Raw genomic sequence first — 19,973 nt, forward strand, 5'->3', positions numbered from 1 at the left:
CACTCTTTCCCTACACGACGCTCTTCCGATAGACGGTCAGGGTCAGGCCTTGCCGAGCGTCGCGCAGCGCGATGTCGGTGGCGCCGTCGCGGGCGGTCACCCGCACGCGGGCGCTGGCCTGGGCCGAGGCGACGGCCTGATCCGCGCCCAGGGCGCGCGCCATCGCCACCGCGCAGGCGGCCACCTCCTCCATCTCCCTCGGATCGGCGGCGAGCAGTCTCACCGCGCCGCCTCCGCGATCGGCCGGACGGCGGCGCGCCCGTCGGCGATCACCAGCGCGTGGGTGTGGTAGCGATGCAGCCGCTCGTCGTGCACGACGCTGATCAGCGTCACCCCCGGCAGGCGCGCGTCGATCAACTCGTGGAAGCGACTGGTATTGGCCGGATCCAGCGCGCTGGTCGCCTCGTCCAGGATCAGCAGGGTCGGCCGCTGCAGCAGGATGCGGGCGAGCGCGATCCGCTGCTGTTCGCCTGGCGACAGCTCGTCCTGCCAAACCCGCGACGCATGCATGTCTTCGGCGAGATGGCCGAGGTTGACCTCCTCGAGCAGGGCGGCGATGGCCTTGTCCTCATGGGCCTCCGGCGGATCGGGGAAGCAGATCCCGGCCTTCAGCGACCCGATCGGCAGGTACAGGCGCTGCGGAACGAACATGGCGGTGGCGCGGTCGGCCAGAGCGACCTGGCCCTCGCCGTCGGGCCACATGCCGCCCAAGGCCCGCAGCAGGGTGCTCTTGCCGGCGCCCGAGGGCCCCCGGATCACCCAGCGCTCGCCGTCACGCACCCGCCAGTCGCCTATGTTGGCGAGCGGCTCGCCGTGCGGCCGGCGCAGCAGCAGTCCCGAAGTCGCGAGCGCCACGCCCGTCGGCGCGCCGGCGACGGCGGTGATGCCGGACACGCGGGCATCGTCGATGGCGTCGTCCAGGGCCTGAAGCCGGTTCAGATAGGACAGCTGCGTGGCCATCCGCGGATATAGATGCACGAAGAAGCCCAGTTGCGGCACCAACTGCGAGAACGCGTCGCGGCCGCCCATCACCTGGCCGAAGGTGATCGCGCCCGCGAAGTAGCGGGGCACCAGGATGAACAGCGGAATGAGCGAGCCCAGGCGATCGTAAAGACCGTTAGCGGCGTTCAGGCCGATCAGCGACAGGATCACCGTGCGCCCGGCCGCGCGGATTTCCTGGATCGCCCTGCCGAGAGCGCCGCGCTCGGCGGGGACCGCGTTGGCCAGGCCGATCTGGGGCGCGTTGCGACGCACATGGACCAAGCCGGAGCGGAAGTCGGCCTCGCGGTGCTGCCACCGCATCATCGCCCGGATGTAGGGCTTGCCCAGCAGCAACATGATCCCGCTGCTGACCAGCACATAGGCGACCGCGTACCAGATCGTGCTGCCCGGGATCGATATCGCGTGGCCCAGCAGCGTGAACTCGATCGGACCGGCGGTCTCCAGCAGGATCATGATCGACGAGAACGCCGAGACCACCGCACTGAGGACGCTCATCATGATCGACAGCGAGCCCAACTGTTCATCCGTGATGAACCGGATGTCGTCGGCGATCCGCTGGTCGGGGTTGTCGATCATCCGCAGCCGCTCGATCTCGGCATAGCGGTGTCGCGCCATCCAGCGATCCACGTAGCGCTCGGTCAGGTGTATCCGCCAGCGCAGGCAGAAGCTGCGCCGGATCCAGGGCTCGACGATGACGAAGATCATCTGCATCGACAGGATGCCGGCGAAGGTCAGCAACAGCGTGTTGAAGCCGGCGATGTCGCGGTTCTCCACCCCATCGAAGAAGCGCTGCTGCCAGCGGTTCATCAGAACGAACAGGTAGGCGCCGGCGAACTGGAAGACGGTGAGCGCCAACAGCGCCAGCCACGCGAACTTCCAGTCCTTGGAGGTCGCGTAATCCCAAAGCAGCCGGAAGATGAGCCGCCCGCCCCTCCCCTTGCGCGATGACTCGAGCCCCCCCTGACGAGGGGGCTCACCGGATGGAACGGACCGCGACAGCATCAACGGGAAGCCCTTATCAACGGAAGCGGTAGCCGACGGTCAGCCGCCAGGTGCGCGGCTCGCCGAGGGGCACGTAGCTGGTGGCGGGGGTCACGCCATAGTTGACCCGATCGAACACGTTCCGGACGCCCAGTCTCAGATCGACGCTGCGCACGGTCACGAAGGCGTTCAGGTCGACCTGGTTCGTCGCCGGGATGTGGTTGACTCCGAACCGGTCGATCGCGGCGCTGGAGCGGCCATAGACCCCGCCGCCGAGGCCCGCCACCGCGCCCTCGGCGATCCGGCGGCGATAGGAGGCGTAGAGACTGTACTGATCGCGCGGCGCCTTCGTGACCGTGGTGCCGTTTTTCGTGCTCGGGCTCAGAAGGCTGTAGTCGGTGCGGGTGAAGCCGCCGCTAACCAGGAGGCCCCTGACCGGCTCGCCCGAGACGCTGAGGTCGACGCCCTCGCCCAACTGCCCGGGCCCTGCGATCTGGTAGCGCGGGGCGACTGGATCGTTGAAGAGGTGGTTGCTCTCCCGCAGGCTGAACCAGGAGGCGTTCACCAGAACCCGCTTGTTGAAGAGGTCGAGCTTTACGCCGGCTTCCTGGTTGCGCGTGTGGTTGTCCGGCAGCAGATTCAGGAAGCGATCCGTCGAGAAGCTGGGGATGAAGCCATAGGCCAGCGAGCCGTACACCGACAGGTTATCGGTCAGGTTGGCGACGACGCCGTAGCTGGGCGTCACCGCGCCGTTCGACCTGTACTGCGCCGTCGGCCGGCCCACGATCTCGGAAGTGGACTCCGAGTTGGTCTTCCGGACACTGGCCATGAAGGCGAGCTTCCAGGCCTTGGCCAGGTACTGGGCGTAATAGGATGATTGCTTGCCGGTGACCCGATACGCGCGCTGGTACTGGCTGGCCAGCGGATAAAGCGTGCCCTGCTTGGTCTGGTAGTTATAGGTGAACATGCCGGGGCCGTCGGAATAGGCGGCGTTGTCGGCGACGATGTCGTAATCGCTGGCCATACCGCCGACCACCAGCTTGTGCTCCACGGATCCCGTGGTCGCGGCGAACCGCGCATAGCCGTCCACGGCATTGTTCACGCTGTGCTGCTTGACGCCGCTGCGCGACAGCAGGAGCAAGCCGTTCGGGGCGAGCACGGCGAACGGCGAGTACTGGCGCAGCAGCAGCGACGTCTCCTGATGCTGGTAATGCCCCGACACCAGCATCCACGACTTGACCTGCTGCTTGGCCTGCAGGTCGTAGGTCACGCCGGCGATCTTCGCGTACTGATCCTTGTCGCCGACCAGGGGCTTGGCGCGATCCGTGGGATAGGCCTCGTTCGTCCTGTCGTTGAACAAGGTGTAGGGCACCATGCCGAAGACCTGGCTGCCCAGGGTCACGCTGGCGATCACGTCGCTCTTGGCGGTCTTGAAGCGCAGGGAGGGCGCGAACAGAAAATCCTCGTTGCCGCGATAGCCGCCGGCGTTGTGGTCGGCGCCGGCCGCGGTGGCGATGACGCGGGCGGAAAACCGCTGATCCTCCGAGACCGCCCCGTTGGCGTCGAGCGTGACGCGTCCCGCGCCGAACGATCCCGCCTCGCCGGTGACGTACAACTGCTGCTCGGTGCTCGGCTTCTTGGTCACGATATTGACCGTGCCGCCCAGGCTGTCGCCGCCCAGCAGGATCGCGTCGGGGCCCTTCAGAACTTCCAGGCGCTCAATGTTGGCGATGGGCTGGGTGCTGCCGGCCGCGAAGCTGCTGCTCGACGGCGTCGGCATGCCGTTGACCGCGCCGCCCGACGAGAAGCCGCGCACGGAATAGGTGACGCCGCCCTGGACCGTGGCGGTGTTGACCGTCACGCCGCCGGCGTTGCGGAGCGCTTCGGGCAGGCTCTGGGCTTGCTGCTCGGCGAGCAGCTTGGCCGAGATGACCTGGGCGTTGCGCGCCTGGTCGCGCAGGGATTGCCCGGTGCGGGTCGATCCGGTCTCGCCGCGCACCAGGACGCTGGTTTCGGCCTCGTCGCGGCGGGCCACGACGACGATCTCGCTGAGGACGCCGTCCTTCTCTTCCCGAACGATCGCGTCGGTCCGGGCTTGATCCTCGCGGGCCTTGGCGGCGCGCCGCTGGGCCTTGCGGGCCTCGCGGGACGACGGCGCGGCCTCGACCTTGGCCGGCGCGTTCGCGGCGGGCGGCGTCGCGGCGGGACCTTGGCGAGCTTCGGCCACGACGGGCGCGAACTGGACCAGGATGGGCAGGATGCTGACGGTCGCGATGTACGCGCCCCGAGCGGCGGCAAGACGTGACATTCCAATCTCCCCTCTTGGCGACGCGCGACCGCTTGCCCGCACCTCCTCGGGCGCGGCCTTGAACGGTCTTCGCGGCGCGTTCACAGCAGCGATGAAGCCTCGCCCCCGGGCGAAGCGGCTGGTCGACTCCGCCCCCCGGCGGTGGTCGACAATAACTGTGGCGTCGGGTGTCTCTGTCTTCCGGGCTCCGAGAAGCCGCGGCGCATTGCTTTCCTCGACGTTCGAAGACTGCTCCGAAGTCTGAACGTCATCAAATTGTAATCCGTTATGCCCCTATCGGAATTCTGGATGGCGATAGGTGGACTTGTCGACGCCGCGCGCCATCTGATCGACCAGCCACCGGATCACCGGCTCTCGGCTCCTGTAGAGCTGCCACTGGACGACCAGCTCCGAGGACGGCTTTTCGAAGTCCAGATCGACCAGCTTCAAGGGCAGGATCGCCGCATTGTACTGGGCGAACCAATTGCTGGTGGTCACGACCAGATCCGATCCCAGCGCCAGCAGCGGCAGCATCGAGTTCAGGCTCGTCCGGGCGACGATATGTCGGCGGGCCCGAGGATCATTCGGCCCATAGGGGCCGAACAGCGCCTGTTCCATCTCGTCCAGCAGCGCGGCGTGGCGCGCGCCCAGATATTCGGCCTCGCCCACCTGTCGCTCGGCGAACGGGTGGTTGCGCGACACCAGGCCCGCCAGGCTGTGACGGAACAGCGGCTGGCGGCCGAGATTGGGGTCCGCCATCGCGTGGGGGACGATGGCCACGTCCACGCCGGCGTCGAACAGCTTCTGGACCGCGCCGTGGACGAACGGGACCATGCGGATTTGCACGCCCGGCGCGGCGGCCCGGATGTCCGGGATGATCCGGCTGACGAACATCAGTTCGATCGCTTCGGGCGCGGTGATCGTGATCTCGCGTTCGGCGGTCGCCGGATCGAAATCGAGCGTGAGATTGAAGGTGTCGTCGACCTCGCGAAGCACCGGGCCGACCCGATGCAGCAGGGCCTCGCCCAAGGCCGTCAGGCGTCGCTTGTCGCCGTAGACGACCAGTTCGTCGCCGAAGTGCTCGCGCAATTGTCTGAGCTTGGCGCTGAGCGCCGGCTGGCTCAGCGCGATGGACCGCGCCGCCGCCGTCAACGAAGGCGAATGCAAGAGCGCGTCGAGCGCGTAGAGCAGGTTGATATTGAGCCGGCGCAGCCGGGAGTGGCCCGGCGCGGGCGATGACCCAGCGACATTCTCGTCCAATATTGCCCCCAAGCTCGCGCTCCCCGGCGCCAGGTTGGCATCTCAAGCTTGGAAGGGGAATGAGACAAGATGATCTGAGTGTTCCGCTCCGGCGCGTGGCGACGGAGATGAGGCGGACGGACACGCGGTCCGTCCGCCCGGAGACTCAGAAGCGCTTGCGGACCTGGAAGCCGGCCGTGCGCGGGCTGATGCTGACGACCTGCTTGGGATTGTTGACCGCCGACGTCACGCTCATCAGCCCCACCTTGTCGGTGACGTTGTTGACGAAGACATAGGCGCCCCAGTCGGAGCCCTCGACGCCGGCGCGGATGTTGGCGTAGCCGTAATCCCCCTGCTTCTCGTAGTAGACATAGGTCGGCCGGAATTGAGACGCGGACTCGCCGACATAGGCGTAGTCGGCGCGCACAAGGCCGTTGAGATCGCCCTTCAGCGGCCAGGTGTACTCGACCGAGGCCGACCCGCTGAACTTGGGCACATAGGGGAACTTGTCGCCGCGCAGGCCGGTCGAGCCGGTGATCAGGATGCTGGAATTGGCCTGGTCCTCGGTCAGCTTGGCGTCGACGACGGCGGCGGTGCCGCTGATCGTCAGACCGGTGATCGGACGAGCCGTGGCCTCGACCTCGAAGCCCTTGATCCGCGCCGTGCCGGCGTTGGTCAGGTAGCTGAAGGCCCCGTTGGCGCTGGTGGCCGAGATCTGCAGGTTCGACCAGTCGATCTGGTAGGCCGCCGCGTTCAGGGTCAGGCGACGGTCGAACCACTGGCTCTTCACCCCGCCTTCGTAGTTCCAGAGGCTGTCGGGCTGGTAAGCCAGCAGCGCGCTGGCCAGGCCGGGAACATTGTTGGCGCCGCCCGGACGGAAGCCCTTGGCCGCCACGGCGTAGACCATGACGTCGGACGTGATCTGATAGGACGCGTTCAGCTTGCTGACCCAGCCGTCGGCGCTGGCGTCGACCTGGGCGGCCGGCCCGACATAGGACTGGGTGATGAAGTTGCTGATCAGGACCTGGCCCGAGACGGTCTTGTCGTACTTGAAGCGGCGCAGGCCGCCGGTCAGGGTCAGCTTCTCGATGGGCTTGTACGAGACCTCGCCGAAGAAGGCGGTCTGCTTGGTCTGGGTGCCGACATGGCGCCAGGCGGTCAGGTCGTTGGGATTGATGATCCCGGTGGCGGCGTCGCCCTTGGCCACCTTGCTCTCGATATAGTCGTCGCGCTTTTCGAGATAGACGCCCGCCGTCCAGTCCAGCTTGTCGTCGAACAGCGAGCCGTTGGCGCGCAGCTCGTGGTTCCACGAGGTCAGGCCCATCGGCTGGTAGAGCGCGCCCGGAATGCGGCTGTCGGCATAGGCGGTGTAGGCCGTCAGCTGGGCCGGGGTGCAGGCCGGGTTGGTCGATCCCGTCGGCGCCGGTCCGCCGGCGACCCAGTTGCGGCACGAGGTGGCGTTGGCGCGGCTGCCTGACAGGGTCGGGCTGTAGTCGGAGTTCCGCAGCAGCGTCCACTTGTAGTAGGACGACGTCGCCGTGATCGTGGCGAAGTTCAGCTCCCACTTGCCCGTGACGTTGTAGAGCCGGAGATTGTCGCTGGTCGGGGCGATGACGCGGGCGTTGGTCCTGTAGTCGCCGCCCAGCGCCGGGTACCAGCTGTTCTGACCGTCCAGGGTGGTCTTCTGGAACAGGCCGGTGGCGTTGATCGTCAGCGTCTCGGTGGGCGTGAAACCCAGCATCAGGCGACCGCCGCTGGCATGCTGGTCGTTGATGTTCTTCTTGTTCAGCTGGACGTCGTCGACATAGCCGCCGCCCTCGGTCTTGTAGAGCACCAGGCGCGCGGCCAGCTTGTTCTCGATCAGCGGCACATTGACCATGCCCTTGACCGAATAGCCGTTGCTGCCGCCCTTGACGGACGTGCCCTGCGCCTCGACCGCGCCGGCGTAGCGGCTGCTGTCGGGCTTGTTGAGGATCACCCGCAGGGTGCCGCCCATCGAGCCCGAGCCGTACAGCGTGCCTTGCGGCCCCCGCAGCACCTCGATGCGCTCGGCGTCGAACAGATTGACGTCGGCGCTGGTCGAGCTGGCGTCGGCGGTGGTGCCGGCCGGGCCGGTCAGCGGGGTTTCGTCGTAGTAGAGACCGACCGTGGCCTCGCCAGCGCTGCGCACGCCGCGCAGGGTCAGGCGACGGCTGGTCGGCGAATTGCCGTCGACCTGCAGGTTCGGCACGGTGCGGAAATAGTCCTGGATGCCCGAGGCGCCCAGCGCCTGAAGCGACTTTTCGGTGACCGCGCTGACGCTGATCGGCGTCGTCTGGACCGTGGTCGAGCGCTTCAGCGCGGTGACGACAACCTCCTCGATCGTCGCGCCGTCGGACGATTGTTGGGCGAACGCTTGGCCCGCCGCCAGGCTGCTCAACGCGCTGGCGCCCAGGGCCAGGACCCGAAGGCTTCGAAACTGCATCATGGTGATCCCCTCTTGTCGGTCCGCTCGACGGCGGCCTGTAGGGTCAGACGCAAGCCCGAGAGGGTCCCTCACCTCCCGCCGGGCAAAAAGACGCGGGTCAGAAGCGGCGCTCAAGCGACAGGCGCACGGTGCGCGGCATGACCCCGAAATATTCGACGGGACCGGACGTATTCCGCGCCGCCGACGCCCGCCCCGCCCGGTCGAGCAGGTTCTCGATCGAGAGATCGGCGCTCCAGGCGCGATGCTCCAGGCCCGCGCCGACGCCGAACAGCGCATAGCCGCCCATCTTCAGATAGTCCGCGTTGCCGGCGTTGAAGGCCGAGCGCGCCAGGCCGGCATAGTAGGCGTCGAGCCGCAGCCGCACCGCGAGGTCCGCGCCCAAGGGCCAGCGGCGTTCGGCCGAGGCCGACGCCGAGACCTTCGGGACGATGGGCAGCCGATCCCCTTCCCGCCCGAGGCCAATGGCGCTGTTGGTCACCTGGTCGGCGGTCAGGCGGGCGTCGGTCAGAGTCAGGGTGGCCGCCAGGTCCCAGCCGGCGATCCGCCGCGCCGCGCCTTCGATCTCGACGCCCTGAAGGCGCGCGGCGCCGATATTGGTCACATAGTTGAACGCGCGGTTCTGGGTCTGGGCCGCGTACTGCATGTCGCGCCAGCGCGCGCGATACGCCGCCAGGTTCAGCGTCACGCGACGATCGGCGCTTTGCGCCTTCAGACCCAGCTCGGCGTTGTCGAGCCGGTCAGATCGATAGAGGGCCAGGGCCTCGGGCAAGCCGGGCACCACGTTCACCCCGCCGGGCCGAAAGCCCTGCGAGATCTGCGCATAGCCGAACAGGCCGGGCGCGAAGGCGCGGGTGGCCAAGGCCTTCAGGCTCCAGCCCCGCTCGCGACCCCGGGCGTCGATCGCGTAGTCCATCCAGGTGCCCGAGATGACGTTGGCGACCTGGACGCCGCCCCGGTCGCGCTTGGCGTAGTCGAAGCGCCGCGCGCCGATCGTCAGGTCGGTGTCGCGCGCGACCGCGTAGGACGCCTCGCCGAAGACCGCGTGCTGGGCCAGGTGGTTCTCGATGTCGCGCCGCCCGATCATCACCGGCGGCTCGACCGGCGCGCCGGTCGCGGGATCGACGTGGCGAACCTGGCTGTCGATACGGTCCTCGCGAACCTCGCTATAGGCCCCCACGGTCCAGCGCAGCGGTCCGGGCCCGACCGAGGCCGCGCGCAGTTCGTGGATCCGGGCGGTCAGCGCCGCCGGCTGGTTGAGGATCGCCGGATAGACGCTGTCGACATAGGCCGAGTAGCCGGCCATCTGCTCGCCGCCGCAAGCCGACGCGATCGAGAACATCCGCATGCAGCCGGCGGCGTTGGTCCGCTCGCCCAGCAGGACGCCGCTGTAGTCGGAGCGCCGCACCAGTTTCCAGCGGTACCAGGACGAGACGGCGGTCACGTCGACCGCCTCGCCGCGCCACTTCACGACGGACGACGCCAGGTCGATGTCCCCATCGAAGGGCGAGCGGCCGGCATGGACCGTCCGCCAGGGGCCCGCCGAGTCGTTCCAGGCCGAGATGTCGCCGCGATGGTTGGACTGATGCGCGCCCGAGACCAGGACCGAGAGCTTGTCCCCCCTCTCCCAGAGCATGGCCAGCCGCGCGCCCCGGGCGCGCGCGTCGTCGACATCCGACAGCCCCAGCCGGATGTTGTCGATCACGCCGGGTTGGCGCTGATCATAGGCCGTTACGCGCACGGCCAGGACGTCCGGAACCGCCACGAGATTCAGCACCGCCGCCCCGCTGACCGCCCGCCCGCCATGGGCGACGCTGGCGACGGAGGCGCTCACCGAGCCGCTGTCGCCGCCGAGGTCGGGCCGCTTGAAGAGGATGCGCAGGGCCCCGCCCATGGCGCCCGAGCCGTAGAGCGTGCCTTGGGGCCCGCGCAGCAGTTCGATCCGGTCGACGTCCACCAGCGCCAGCTCGGGCGCCATGACGCCGGGATCGGCCGTGGTGCCGACCGGACCGGTCATCGGCGTTTCGTCGTAATAGAGACCCGTGGTGGCCTCGCCGGCCCCGTAGACCCCGCGCAGCACCAGACGCCGCCCGAACGCGGTGGAGATCAGTTTCAGGCCCGGCAGCAACGGGGCTGCCTGTTCGAGATTGGCGATGGTCGCGCGCGTCAGCTGCTCGCCGTCCACCACGGCCATGCTGACCGGCGTCCGCTGGGCCACGCTCGCGCGCTTCAGCGCCGTGACGATCAGGCCGTCCAGGTCCACGGCCAGGGCGGCCGGCGAAGGCTCAGGCTCCGGGGCCGCCCGAGGCTTGGGCGCCGGCACGACCAGGAAGCTGCGGCCCGCGAGCCGAAAGGTCAGGCCCGAGCCGGAGAGCAGTCGGGTCAGGGCCTGTTCCGCGGTGAAGGCGCCGTTCAAAGCCGGGCTTTTCCGTCCCGCGGTCAGGTTGGGAGAGAACAGGATTTCGCGGTCGCTGCGCAGCGCCAGCTGGTTCAGCGCCTGGCTCAGCGGCTGCGCCGGCAGGTCGAACCGGCGCGGGGCGTCGGCCGAATCCCCCGCCCGCGCCCAGGCGGCGTCCGGCGCGACGGTCCCGACGGCCGCCACGCAGAGCATGGTCGCGACGAGGCCGCGCCTGGCCGACGCTGCAAACGCTCTGGACCTTAACAACGGCGACTCCGACCTCCCCGGCGGCACGGATCTCACACCCTGGAGAAGCGCGGACCATGCCTTGTTTTGACGGGCGGCCATGCCAACGCGCTCGGCGCCCGCGGCGCAAGATCGCGCGTTGCTCAGGCTTTAGGCAACAGGCCAGAGCCCGCTTGCGTTCGCGCCTATCCTCCGTCGGCGGCTTGACACGCGGGAAAGCGCGATTTCACCTAACTGTCGCATGTTGGGGCGGCGATCATGATTTGGGGCGTAAAGTCGCCGAAAGAGTCCGAGGCGGCGGCCTTGATCGACAGCGGCGCGCGGTTCGTCCCGGCCCTGCGCGCGTTCTTCTCGCGCCGCGCGCCGGCCGCCGATGTCGAGGATCTGGTGCAGGAGGTTCTCCTGCGAATCCAAAAGCGCCAGCCCGCCCCCGTCGTCAACAATGTGGAAGGCTACCTCTTCGAGGTGGCGGCCAACGTCCTGATCGACCGGGGCCGCCGCGATCGAACCCGCCGCCGCGCCGATCACTGCGAACTGCAAGAAACGCATCATCCGGTTGATGAAATCTCTCCCGAGCGCGTCTTACAGGGTCGGGAACAGATGGCGCGGGTAATGGCGGCGCTGAACGCGCTGCCGGAACGCACGCGACGGGTTTTCATCCTCGTGCGCTTCGAGGAGATGAGCTACAAGCTCGTCGCCCAGCGCCTGGGTGTCTCCGTCAGCGCTGTCGAGAAACACGTTATGAAGGCGCTTCGGCATCTGCACGAACGCCTGCGGGACCAGGATGACGTCGACACGGTCGGAGAAAGAGAGACCCGAAGACCCGGCTAGCGCCGCGGCCGTGTGGTTCGCGCGACTGCAAGGCGGCGATGTCTCCCTCCAGGAACGACGCGACTTTCAACGGTGGCTCGGCGCCGACGCGCGACACGCCGAGGCCTGGGCCTCGGTCGGGGCCACCTGGCATGGTCTGTCGAGCGTCGAGGATGATCCGGCGTTCACGGCTCTGCGCGCCGACGCGCTGAGCGTCGATGCGTCGCGCGCGCGCCGTTTCAACCGGCGCGATCTGGGCTTGGCGGCGGCCGGCCTCGTGGCGGTCGCCGGCGCGGCGGCCCTGGGCTGGCGTCGCCTGGCCGGCCGAGACGAGGCCCCCGCCGTCGTCGACGAGCCGGTCTTCACTACCGCCGTGGGCGAGCGCTCGACGTTTCGCCTGGCCGACAATTCGGTGGTCACCCTCAGCACCGACTCCGCCGTCCGGGTCAATCACTGGGATCGCGAGCGCAGGCTGACGCTGTTGAAGGGCCAGGCCTATTTCCAGGTCGCCAAGGACAAGACCCGTCCGTTCATCGTGACCGCCGGGGACAAGTCCGTGACCGCGGTCGGCACCGCCTTCGACGTGCGCCTCGAGCCCGGCAAGCTGTCGGTGACCCTGGTCGAGGGCCGCGTGCGGATCGCCGGCGCCTCGCCCAACGGCCCCCGCCGCGTCGAGATGTCCGCCGGTTCGCGCTTGGTGGCCGACGATCGCGCGGACTGGACGATCGCGACCGTCGACACCGCCAAGGCGGCGGCCTGGCTTCAGGGGCGTCTCGTCTTCGACGGCGAGCCCCTGTCGGCCGTCGTGGCGGAGATGAACCGCTTTTCCGATCGCAAGCTGGACATCGCCGATCCCGCCCTGGCCGCGACGTCGGTGAGCGGGGTCTTCAAGACCGGGCAGGTCGACGCGTTCGTCGCGGCGCTGCGCAGCTACGGCCTGGTCGAAGTCGGCCACAGCGACGAGCGGCATATCGAGCTGGTCCGCCCGGCGCGCGGCGCCTGAAGACCGCGCCAGAAGTTTTCTCGAGCGCGAGGTGAGGTGGCGGCGGCCTGCTGCGTCTTAACGATCGACCGCCTCCGTTCCATCGTCCGGCGGCGCGATCCTTCGCCTTACGGGGAAACGTTCCAATGAAGCTGTCCGCCCTCAAGCTCGCCCTGCTGTCCGCCACGGTGGCCAGCGGGCTCCTCGCGCCGCAGGCCTTCGCCAAGCCGGTCACCGACGCCGAGAAGACCCAAATCCTCAAGCTCGTCGACGCCGACGCGGCCAATATCAAGGACGCGGCCCTGAAGATCTGGGGCTTCGCCGAGGTCGGCTATCAGGAGACCAAGAGCACGGCGCTTTTGCAGGACCAACTCAAGGCCGCGGGCTTCGAGGTCAAGGCCGGCGTGGCGGGCGAGCCGACCGCGTTCATCGCCAGCTTCAAGAACGGCGCGGGACCGGTCGTCGCCATCCTGGCCGAGTTCGACGCCCTGCCCGGCCTGGCCCAGACCGCCGATCCGGTGAAGACCGGCATTCCCGGACAGATCGCCGGCCACGGCTGCGGCCACAACCTGTTCGGCGCCGCCTCGGTCGGCGCGGCCGTCTCGCTCAAGGCCTGGATGGTCAAGAACGACATCAAGGGCGAGTTGCGCGTCTATGGCACGCCCGCCGAGGAAGGCGGCTCGGGCAAGGTCTATTTCGTGCGCGACGGCCTGTTCAACGATGTCGACGTGACCCTGCATTGGCACCCCGCCAATGCCAATTCCGCCGTCCAAGGCGTCTCGATGGCCAATATCAGCGGCAAGTTCCGCTTCCACGGCGTCTCGGCCCACGCCGCCGCCGCGCCCGAAAAGGGTCGTTCGGCCCTGGACGGCGTCGAGATCATGGACGTGGCGACGAACTTCCTGCGCGAACACACGCCCGACAAGACCCGTATCCACTACGTGATCACGAACGGCGGCGCCGCGCCGAACGTCGTGCCCGACTTCGCCGAGGTCTATTACTACGTCCGCCATCCGGACCCGGCCGTGGTCAGGGACGTGTGGGCGCGGGTCGAAAAGGCCGCCGAAGGCGCGGCGCTGGCCACCGGCACGACGGTCGAAAAGGAGATCACCGGCGGCGTCTACGCCCTGCTGCCCAACGACACGCTCGGCCGGGTCATGGACGCCAACCTGCGCAAGGTCGGCGGCATCACCTGGACGCCCGAGGAGATCGCCTTCGCCAAGAAGCTCCAGACCTCGCTGGTCAACCCGCCCTCGATCGATACGGTCAAGAGCGTCCAGCCCTACAAGATCGAGCTGGAAGGCGGCGGCGGCTCGACCGACGTCGCCGACATCAGCTGGGTGACCCCGACGGTGGGCCTGGGCACGGCGACCTTCGTGCCGGGCTCGGCGGGCCACAGCTGGCAGAATGTCGCCGCCGCCGGCTCGTCGATCGGCGTGAAGGGCGCGGTGAACGCCGCCAAGACCCTGGCTCTGACCGGCGCGGACCTCTTCGCGAACCCCGACATCGTCAAGAAGGCCAAGGCCGAGCTGATCGAGCGCCGTGGCCCGAACTTCACCTACAAGGCCATGCTCGGCGACCGTCCGCCGGCCCTTGATTATCGCAAGCCCGCCGGCGGTGCGCACGAGTAGCGATCGTCCGCCCCCCCACGGCGATCGCCAGCGGCCGGCGCGCTCCCCCCTTAGCGCCGGCCGCGCCCTATCGAGCTTCATGAAGTTCGGCGCGACCAGAACAGCGGCCATCGGCGCGGAGCGCTTCCCGGCGCTGGCGCGCCCGGCCAAACCGCGTCCGCCACGGACCGGGACCAGAGACCCGGCGGCGAAATAGTGGTGGCGCGCCTTGTCGAATGAAACCGATAACTACGAGTACGCTATTGTACTCTAAGGGCTTTCTAGAGCGGACAAAGGATATAGACGCTGTCGACGGCAGCTTCACGAAGAACGGCACGATATTGAGGCTACGGCAGGCGTAGGTTCATCACATTCGTCCGTCTCAGCGACGCGACCCAGCCTATCCAGCGCCTCGACGACACCCGACCACGGCGCCGCCAGGTAGAACAGCACCGCTTGTGCAGCTTGCGCCCCCCCAACCGCCGGTTACCCATCCTGTCAGTAGATCTCCCGCCGTCGCGGAGAAGTTGAAAAGATTGACGTCGGGAAGAACTCGATCCGTTCCCCTATAAGCAATAACCGCCTGCCCCCCCCCATTCATAAGCCTGAGCAGAAAAGGACGTTAACAGATCAGACGAATTGCTTCTCATCACTGCGTGTCCGAAAGCGTGCTCGTTTATTATGACGCCCGGCCCCGTCCCCGATTATAGGCATCCATGGATAGAACGGCGAGAAGATCGCAATTCATCGAATTATCCCCCGTTAAGCCCAGTAATCAGGAAGATTAAAAGAATATACGTCCGGCGACTCCGAGATAGTCTGATTATTGAGGATGTCGTATCTCAGCGCACGAATCCACGGCAGCTTCTTGGAAATACCACTCGTCTTCAGCCTCCAAGTCTTCTCGACCCATGCGGCAGAAATACGCGCACCATATCCATATCTTTCCGAAAGTTCATTCGGCTTCACAAGAACAGCGCTCGTTTTTCGGTCTATATCATCAAAGTACACGAGCCCAGGCAGCTGGTTTGGCAAGAGCGACACCCTCTTGCCCGCCCCCTCGAGATACATCGAAGGATCCCAGATGCTGCTTAAACCGTCTCCGTGCGCCCTCAGCAGCACAAACAACGAGGGCAAAGCGCCCACCTCGATCCAGAAGGCTTTGCCATGGACCGTTGTTTGCCTCAGGGTGGATTGGTCCGGCCATGCCCAGACGTCTTCGCGGACAATTTCACGAATACCGGATCCGGAATATCTCCGACCGCCGACTTCGATCTCAACGAACAGCTTGTAGCGATAGCCACCTGAAAGCGGCGAACAGCGGGCGAGGCCCAAAAGAGAAAGACCGCCGATGATCGCGGCGCGGCGACTTAGGTTTGGCCGCCCGCCACGCACGATCAGCCCCCCTGCTACGGCCATTAGCGCACTCCACCGCTGCGCGAATTCAATAGCAACTTCCGGGGCCTGGAGCCATCATCACAACGCCCTAAAATTGTAACTTATTGGCGCAAGCTCCGCGTCGTGAGCGCGACCTACTCGTCATAGGCGGAAGCCCGGCGGGAAGCCGGTGAACGAGATCAGATGGCACCGCTTGCGGGCAAACTCATCCCCGACTGCCTTAAGCCGCGGCTCAGAAAGGTCGCCGTCCTTACCGGACTGGTGGCCGATAGCTTCCGCCAGGCTCTGGTCACGGACTATGCGCCCGAAGCGGACATCGGCCGGCATCGTGGCCGCGCGCCGGTCGTGGCCCTGCCCTACTCGCTAATGTTCCGGGCAGTCCGGCGAACGGCCTGACACCGAGGCTCCGCCGCCAGAGCCCAGCGCGCCGTCCGGGGGCGGATAGCGTCCGGCGGGACCTGCTCCGCACCGTGGCTCAGCGGGTCGAAATCACCTCGACCACGAGCGCCACCGTGATGGGTTCCAGATCGAACTTCTACGAACATTGGCGTCGAACGGCGGCGTGGAGACGGCGGTTCTGGACGTTCGTAGTTTGGTACCGAAGTGGCGCGCCCTGCAGGATTCGAACCTGCGACCGCTCGCTTAGAAGGCGAGTGCTCTATCCAGCTGAGCTAAGGGCGCGCGCGGGGCGCCGCGAAGACCCTAGTGAGTCCAGGGTTGCTTGCGGTTGGCCGCGAAGTTGTCGGCATAGGCCTTGATGATCCGCTTGGGCGTCTTGGGCTCGAACAGCTGGAAGGCGATCTCGTGCCGCTGGGCGTAGGCCACGGCTTCGTCTCGCGTCTCGAAGGTCAGGCGGATCTGACCGTTCATGTCGCTGGACTGGGTCCAGCCCATCAGCGGGTCGGGCTTGCGCGCCGACGCCGGTTCGAATTCCAGCACCCAGTCCTTGGTCTTGGCCTTGCCGGACTGCATGGCGTTCTTGGCGGGACGATAGATGCGGGCCAGCATGGACCTCTCCCAAAAAGCCTTACCGTTGGTCGGGGCGGCAGGATTTGAACCTGCGACCCTCTGCTCCCAAAACAGATGCGCTACCAGGCTGCGCTACGCCCCGAAACAACGGCAGGCGGGTGCTCTACTAGGGTTCGGAGCGCGGATCAACGCACTGAATTTTCTCGATCACCCCTTCGGGAAGATTCGATGCAGGACGCGGTCGCCGGGCAGCACGCCCAGTTGCGCGGCGCGACCGCCGGCGATCTCCAGCACGCCCAGCACCAGACCGCCCGACGCCAGCGGCGTCTCGTCGTGAGGCCGGGCGTTGCGGGCGATCGACAGGATCTTGCCGTCCGGCTGGATGAAGATGATGTCCAGCGGAATCAGCGTGTTCTTCATCCAATAGGCCGCCGGCTGCGGCCGCTTGTAGACGAACAGCATGCCGCGATCAGGGGCCAGGGCCTTGCGGAACATCAGCCCCCGCTTCTGCTCGGCTAGCGTGGCGGCGATCTCGACCTGGAACCGCGCGCGCCCGCGACCGGTGACGATCTCCACCGTCTCCAGCTTGGACGCGGCCAGGGCGTCGACGCCGCCGCCAAGGCCGAGCGTCAGCCCGGCCAGCAGCGCGCGCCGCTCGATGATCGGTCCGGGCATGCATCCTCGCGTTCGCGGTTCGGTTCGAACCAGCCTAACGAGCGCGCCGCCGAAAGTCAGGCCTCGCCGGCGGTGATTTCCGCGACCACCAGGCCCTTGGGCCCCCGCGCGAACCGCACCAGGACGTCGTCGCCCGGCTGCAGGTCCTCGAGGCCGCCCCTACGGAGAGTCTCGATGTGCACGAAGATGTCGCCCGGCTCGGCGTCGCGGATCACGAAGCCGTAGCCCTTGGTGCGGTTGAACCACTTGACCTTGGCGCGCTCGGCCGGGCCTTCGGGCGTCAGAGCCCCCCGCCCGTGGCCGTCCCGCAAGCCCTCGCGGCGCGCCGGTCCGTCGGCGAAGGTTCGCCGCTGACGCTCGATCGGCGCCGGCGCGCTGGTCTCGTCGAGATTGACCACCTCGCTGACCTGCCAGCCCTTGGGCCGCCGGACCACGTCACAGACGATCACCGCGCCTTCCATGGCCGTCTCGCGACCGCAGTTGCGCAGCGACGTCACGTGCAGAAGCACGTCCTTGAGCCCGGTCTGTCCCGGATCATCCGGAACGATGAACCCGTAGCCCTTGCCCGCGTCGAACCACTTTACCTTTCCGCTGATGCGAACGAACTCTTCGTGCGCGACAGCGTCCTCGAAATCATAACCAGACATCCCACCCCTCTGGCTCGCTCAATCAGCCCATCGAAGCGAGCACTACAAGAACAGTGTTCTCGCGTGAGGAGAGCCGTCAATGACGAAATCGCGTCAAAATGGGGACCAAACGCGATACGCGACATTTCGCCGCAGACACAGGTTGGAAATAATTGTGAAATACAGCCGGAGATGGCAGTCCCTAGGGGAGTCGAACCCCTCTCTCCAGATTGAAAATCTGGCGTCCTAACCGATAGACGAAGGGACCACGGCCGCCGAAGCGACGCATCGTCAAGACTTTGGCCTCGCGGGTGGCAGTCCCTAGGGGAGTCGAACCCCTCTCTCCAGATTGAAAATCTGGCGTCCTAACCGATAGACGAAGGGACCACGGCCCCGCGAGGAAGCGGGTGTATAGCCGCGACCTTGGGGGTGCGCAAGCCGCGGAAAGTCATTTTTTCGGCCGGCTTATCCGTCCGTCCACTGGCGGGCGTCGTGGACGTCCTCGATCTCCAGCTGGACGCCGTTGCGGCCCATGTAATCGTCCGCTTTCAGCTTGCCGGCGATGTCCAGGGTCCCGCCGCCCGCCAGCAGCCGCTGGCCCAGCGGCGTCTCGGCGCAGCGCCAGGCGACGGCCTTGAGCCGATCGCCGGTGGGCCCGACCAGGTCCAGGCGCACGTGACCGCCCTTCAGCGCGGAGACGCGATCGGGTCGCACGCCGGTCAGCGCGAACATCGGCTCGGGATTGCCGGGGCCGAACGGCGCCAGGCGCTGGAAATCGTCGAGCAGCGCGCGATTCGCCGCGCGCGGCTGAAGCAGGGCGTCGATCTCGACCGCCTCGACGCCCACCATCTCCATTTCGTCGGCCAGCCGGGCCTCGAGAAAGGCGCGGAACTCGGGAATCATCTCGGGGCGGATCGACAGCCCGGCCGCCATGGCGTGGCCGCCGCCGGCCATCAGCAGGCCGGCCTCGAACGCGGCCTGGATCGCGCGCCCCAGATTGACGCCAGGCTGCGAGCGACCCGAGCCCTTGCCGACATTGGCCGCGCGGTCGATGCCGATCACCACCACCGGCTTGCGATAGCGCTCGCGCAGGCGGCCGGCGACGATGCCGATCACGCCCGGATGCCAGTCCTCGCCCGCCACCACGATCACCGGCGCGTCGGGGTTGAAATTGCCGCGCTCCAGCACCGCCGCCGCGTCCTCGACGACGGCGGCCTCGACCGCCTTGCGCTCGGTGTTGAGGCTGTCGAGCTCCTCGGCCAGCGCCCGCGCCTCCAGCGGATCGTCGGTCGAAAGCAGGCGCGCCCCGAGATCGGAGCGGCCGATCCGGCCGCCGGCGTTGATGCGCGGCCCCAGGATGAAGCCGGCGTGGAACACCGAGGGCTCGCCCGAGCCCTTGCCGACCTCGAACAGCGCCTTCAGCCCCGGATTGCCCCACGCGCCCATGGTGCGTAGGCCAAGCTGCGTCAGGGCGCGGTTGAAGCCGACCAGCTGGGTGACGTCGCACACCTCGCCCAGCGCCACGAGATCGAGCCATTGGCGCGGATCGGGCTGCGGGCGCTCGTCGCTGAACAGGCCGCGCTTGCGCGCCTCGCGGTTCAGGGCGGTCAACAGGACGAAGGTCACGCCGGCGGCGGCCAAGACCCCCTGCCCGCTCTGGCACCCGGGACGGTTTGGATTGACGACGGCGGCGGCGGCCGGCGGATCCTCGCGCATCAGGTGGTGGTCGATGACCACGACCTCCAGGCCGATCTCGGCGGCGCTGGCGATGGCGTCATAGGCCGCGGCGCCGCAGTCCAGCGTCACCACCAGCTCCGCCCCGCCCTCGCGGATCTTGCGGAAGGCCGCGGGGCTGGGGCCATAGCCCTCGGTCAGGCGGTCTGGGATGTAGATCGGCAGCTCGACGCCCATGTGGCGGAACCAGCGGACCAGCTGCGCCGCGCTGGTGGCCCCGTCCACGTCATAGTCGGCGAAGACCATGGTCGGCCGCCCCCGCTCCAGGGCGTCGATCAGGATTTCGGCGGCCCGGTCCATGTCGGTGAAGCTGGACGGATCGGGGAACAGCGCCTTCAAGGTCGGGCGCAGATAGTGCTCGGCGCTCTCGTGGCACAGCCCGCGCGAGGCCAGCGCCCGCGCCAGGGGCTCGGTCAGTCCATGGCGGTGCTGGATCGCGCGAACGACGGCCGCATCGGCCGCCCGCTCGCGCCAGACGCGGCCGCTTAGCGAGCGCTGGACGCCGAGGAAGGCGTCGGAAACGAAGTTGGGAGCGCCATCGGCGGGCATCGT

At 67.6% G+C, this 19,973-nt stretch carries 13 protein-coding genes and 4 tRNA genes; 3 read left to right on the forward strand and 14 right to left on the reverse strand.

The features are described from left to right. Nucleotides 1-219: 219 nt before the first annotated feature. The 5 genes from Q0V34_RS11535 to Q0V34_RS11555 form a co-directional block, all read right to left on the reverse strand. The gene (locus Q0V34_RS11535) at nucleotides 220-2,004 is read right to left on the reverse strand and encodes an ABC transporter ATP-binding protein/permease (RefSeq protein ID WP_297511858.1); all 1,785 of its coding nucleotides are present in this window, start codon (nucleotides 2,002-2,004) and stop codon (nucleotides 220-222) included. A gap of 16 nt (nucleotides 2,005-2,020) precedes the next feature. Beyond that, nucleotides 2,021-4,291 carry a TonB-dependent siderophore receptor gene (locus Q0V34_RS11540; RefSeq protein WP_297511860.1) on the reverse strand — a complete coding sequence of 757 codons (2,271 nt, stop codon included), beginning with the start codon at nucleotides 4,289-4,291 and terminating at the stop codon, nucleotides 2,021-2,023. A gap of 273 nt (nucleotides 4,292-4,564) precedes the next feature. Then, nucleotides 4,565-5,530, reverse strand: coding sequence for a LysR family transcriptional regulator (locus tag Q0V34_RS11545; RefSeq protein ID WP_297511862.1), 966 nt, complete (start codon nucleotides 5,528-5,530; stop codon nucleotides 4,565-4,567). A gap of 145 nt (nucleotides 5,531-5,675) precedes the next feature. Next, nucleotides 5,676-7,976, reverse strand: coding sequence for a TonB-dependent receptor (locus Q0V34_RS11550; protein WP_297511864.1), 2,301 nt, complete (start codon nucleotides 7,974-7,976; stop codon nucleotides 5,676-5,678). A 97-nt stretch (nucleotides 7,977-8,073) separates the two neighbouring features. Continuing rightward, entirely contained in the window at nucleotides 8,074-10,584 is a 2,511-nt protein-coding gene (locus Q0V34_RS11555) for a TonB-dependent receptor (RefSeq protein ID WP_297511866.1), read from the reverse strand. A gap of 336 nt (nucleotides 10,585-10,920) precedes the next feature. On the opposite strand from Q0V34_RS11555, the gene Q0V34_RS11560 reads away from it, so the two are divergent. The 3 genes from Q0V34_RS11560 (at nucleotide 10,921) to Q0V34_RS11570 (ending at nucleotide 14,040) form a co-directional block, all read left to right on the forward strand. Then, nucleotides 10,921-11,448 (forward strand): RNA polymerase sigma factor, encoded by a 528-nt coding sequence (locus Q0V34_RS11560; RefSeq protein WP_297511868.1) that lies wholly within the window; start codon nucleotides 10,921-10,923, stop codon nucleotides 11,446-11,448. A 10-nt stretch (nucleotides 11,449-11,458) separates the two neighbouring features. After that, nucleotides 11,459-12,430 (forward strand): FecR domain-containing protein, encoded by a 972-nt coding sequence (locus tag Q0V34_RS11565; protein ID WP_297511870.1) that lies wholly within the window; start codon nucleotides 11,459-11,461, stop codon nucleotides 12,428-12,430. 125 nt (nucleotides 12,431-12,555) lie between these two features. Continuing rightward, nucleotides 12,556-14,040 carry an amidohydrolase gene (locus Q0V34_RS11570; protein WP_297511873.1) on the forward strand — a complete coding sequence of 495 codons (1,485 nt, stop codon included), beginning with the start codon at nucleotides 12,556-12,558 and terminating at the stop codon, nucleotides 14,038-14,040. 741 nt (nucleotides 14,041-14,781) lie between these two features. On the opposite strand, the gene Q0V34_RS11575 is transcribed toward Q0V34_RS11570, so the two are convergent. The 9 genes from Q0V34_RS11575 to recJ all read right to left on the reverse strand — a co-directional run bounded on the left by Q0V34_RS11575 (nucleotide 14,782) and on the right by recJ (nucleotide 19,970). Next, a complete protein-coding gene (locus tag Q0V34_RS11575; RefSeq protein ID WP_297511875.1) occupies nucleotides 14,782-15,438 on the reverse strand; it encodes a hypothetical protein in 657 nt (218 codons plus the stop codon). A gap of 583 nt (nucleotides 15,439-16,021) precedes the next feature. Next, a tRNA-Arg gene (locus tag Q0V34_RS11580) sits at nucleotides 16,022-16,098 on the reverse strand. A gap of 21 nt (nucleotides 16,099-16,119) precedes the next feature. Beyond that, nucleotides 16,120-16,425: an ETC complex I subunit gene (locus tag Q0V34_RS11585; RefSeq protein WP_004624270.1), complete on the reverse strand. Its 306-nt coding sequence runs from the start codon at nucleotides 16,423-16,425 to the stop codon at nucleotides 16,120-16,122. 26 nt (nucleotides 16,426-16,451) lie between these two features. Continuing rightward, nucleotides 16,452-16,528: transfer RNA gene (locus Q0V34_RS11590), tRNA-Pro, on the reverse strand. A gap of 65 nt (nucleotides 16,529-16,593) precedes the next feature. After that, on the reverse strand, nucleotides 16,594-17,061 hold the full coding sequence (locus Q0V34_RS11595) for a DUF192 domain-containing protein (protein WP_297511877.1): 468 nt from the start codon (nucleotides 17,059-17,061) through the stop codon (nucleotides 16,594-16,596). A 56-nt stretch (nucleotides 17,062-17,117) separates the two neighbouring features. After that, a complete protein-coding gene (gene cspD / locus Q0V34_RS11600) occupies nucleotides 17,118-17,708 on the reverse strand; it encodes a stationary phase survival cold shock domain protein CspD (RefSeq protein ID WP_297511880.1) in 591 nt (196 codons plus the stop codon). Between the two features lie 172 nt (nucleotides 17,709-17,880). After that, nucleotides 17,881-17,955, reverse strand: a tRNA-Glu gene (locus Q0V34_RS11605). Between the two features lie 44 nt (nucleotides 17,956-17,999). Next, nucleotides 18,000-18,074, reverse strand: a tRNA-Glu gene (locus tag Q0V34_RS11610). Between the two features lie 78 nt (nucleotides 18,075-18,152). Next, nucleotides 18,153-19,970, reverse strand: a complete 1,818-nt coding sequence (gene recJ / locus Q0V34_RS11615; RefSeq protein WP_297511882.1) for a single-stranded-DNA-specific exonuclease RecJ — start codon at nucleotides 19,968-19,970, stop codon at nucleotides 18,153-18,155. Nucleotides 19,971-19,973: the final 3 nt, after the last annotated feature.

It is taken from the genome of uncultured Caulobacter sp. (assembly GCF_947036865.1).
Lineage (GTDB): Bacteria > Pseudomonadota > Alphaproteobacteria > Caulobacterales > Caulobacteraceae > Caulobacter.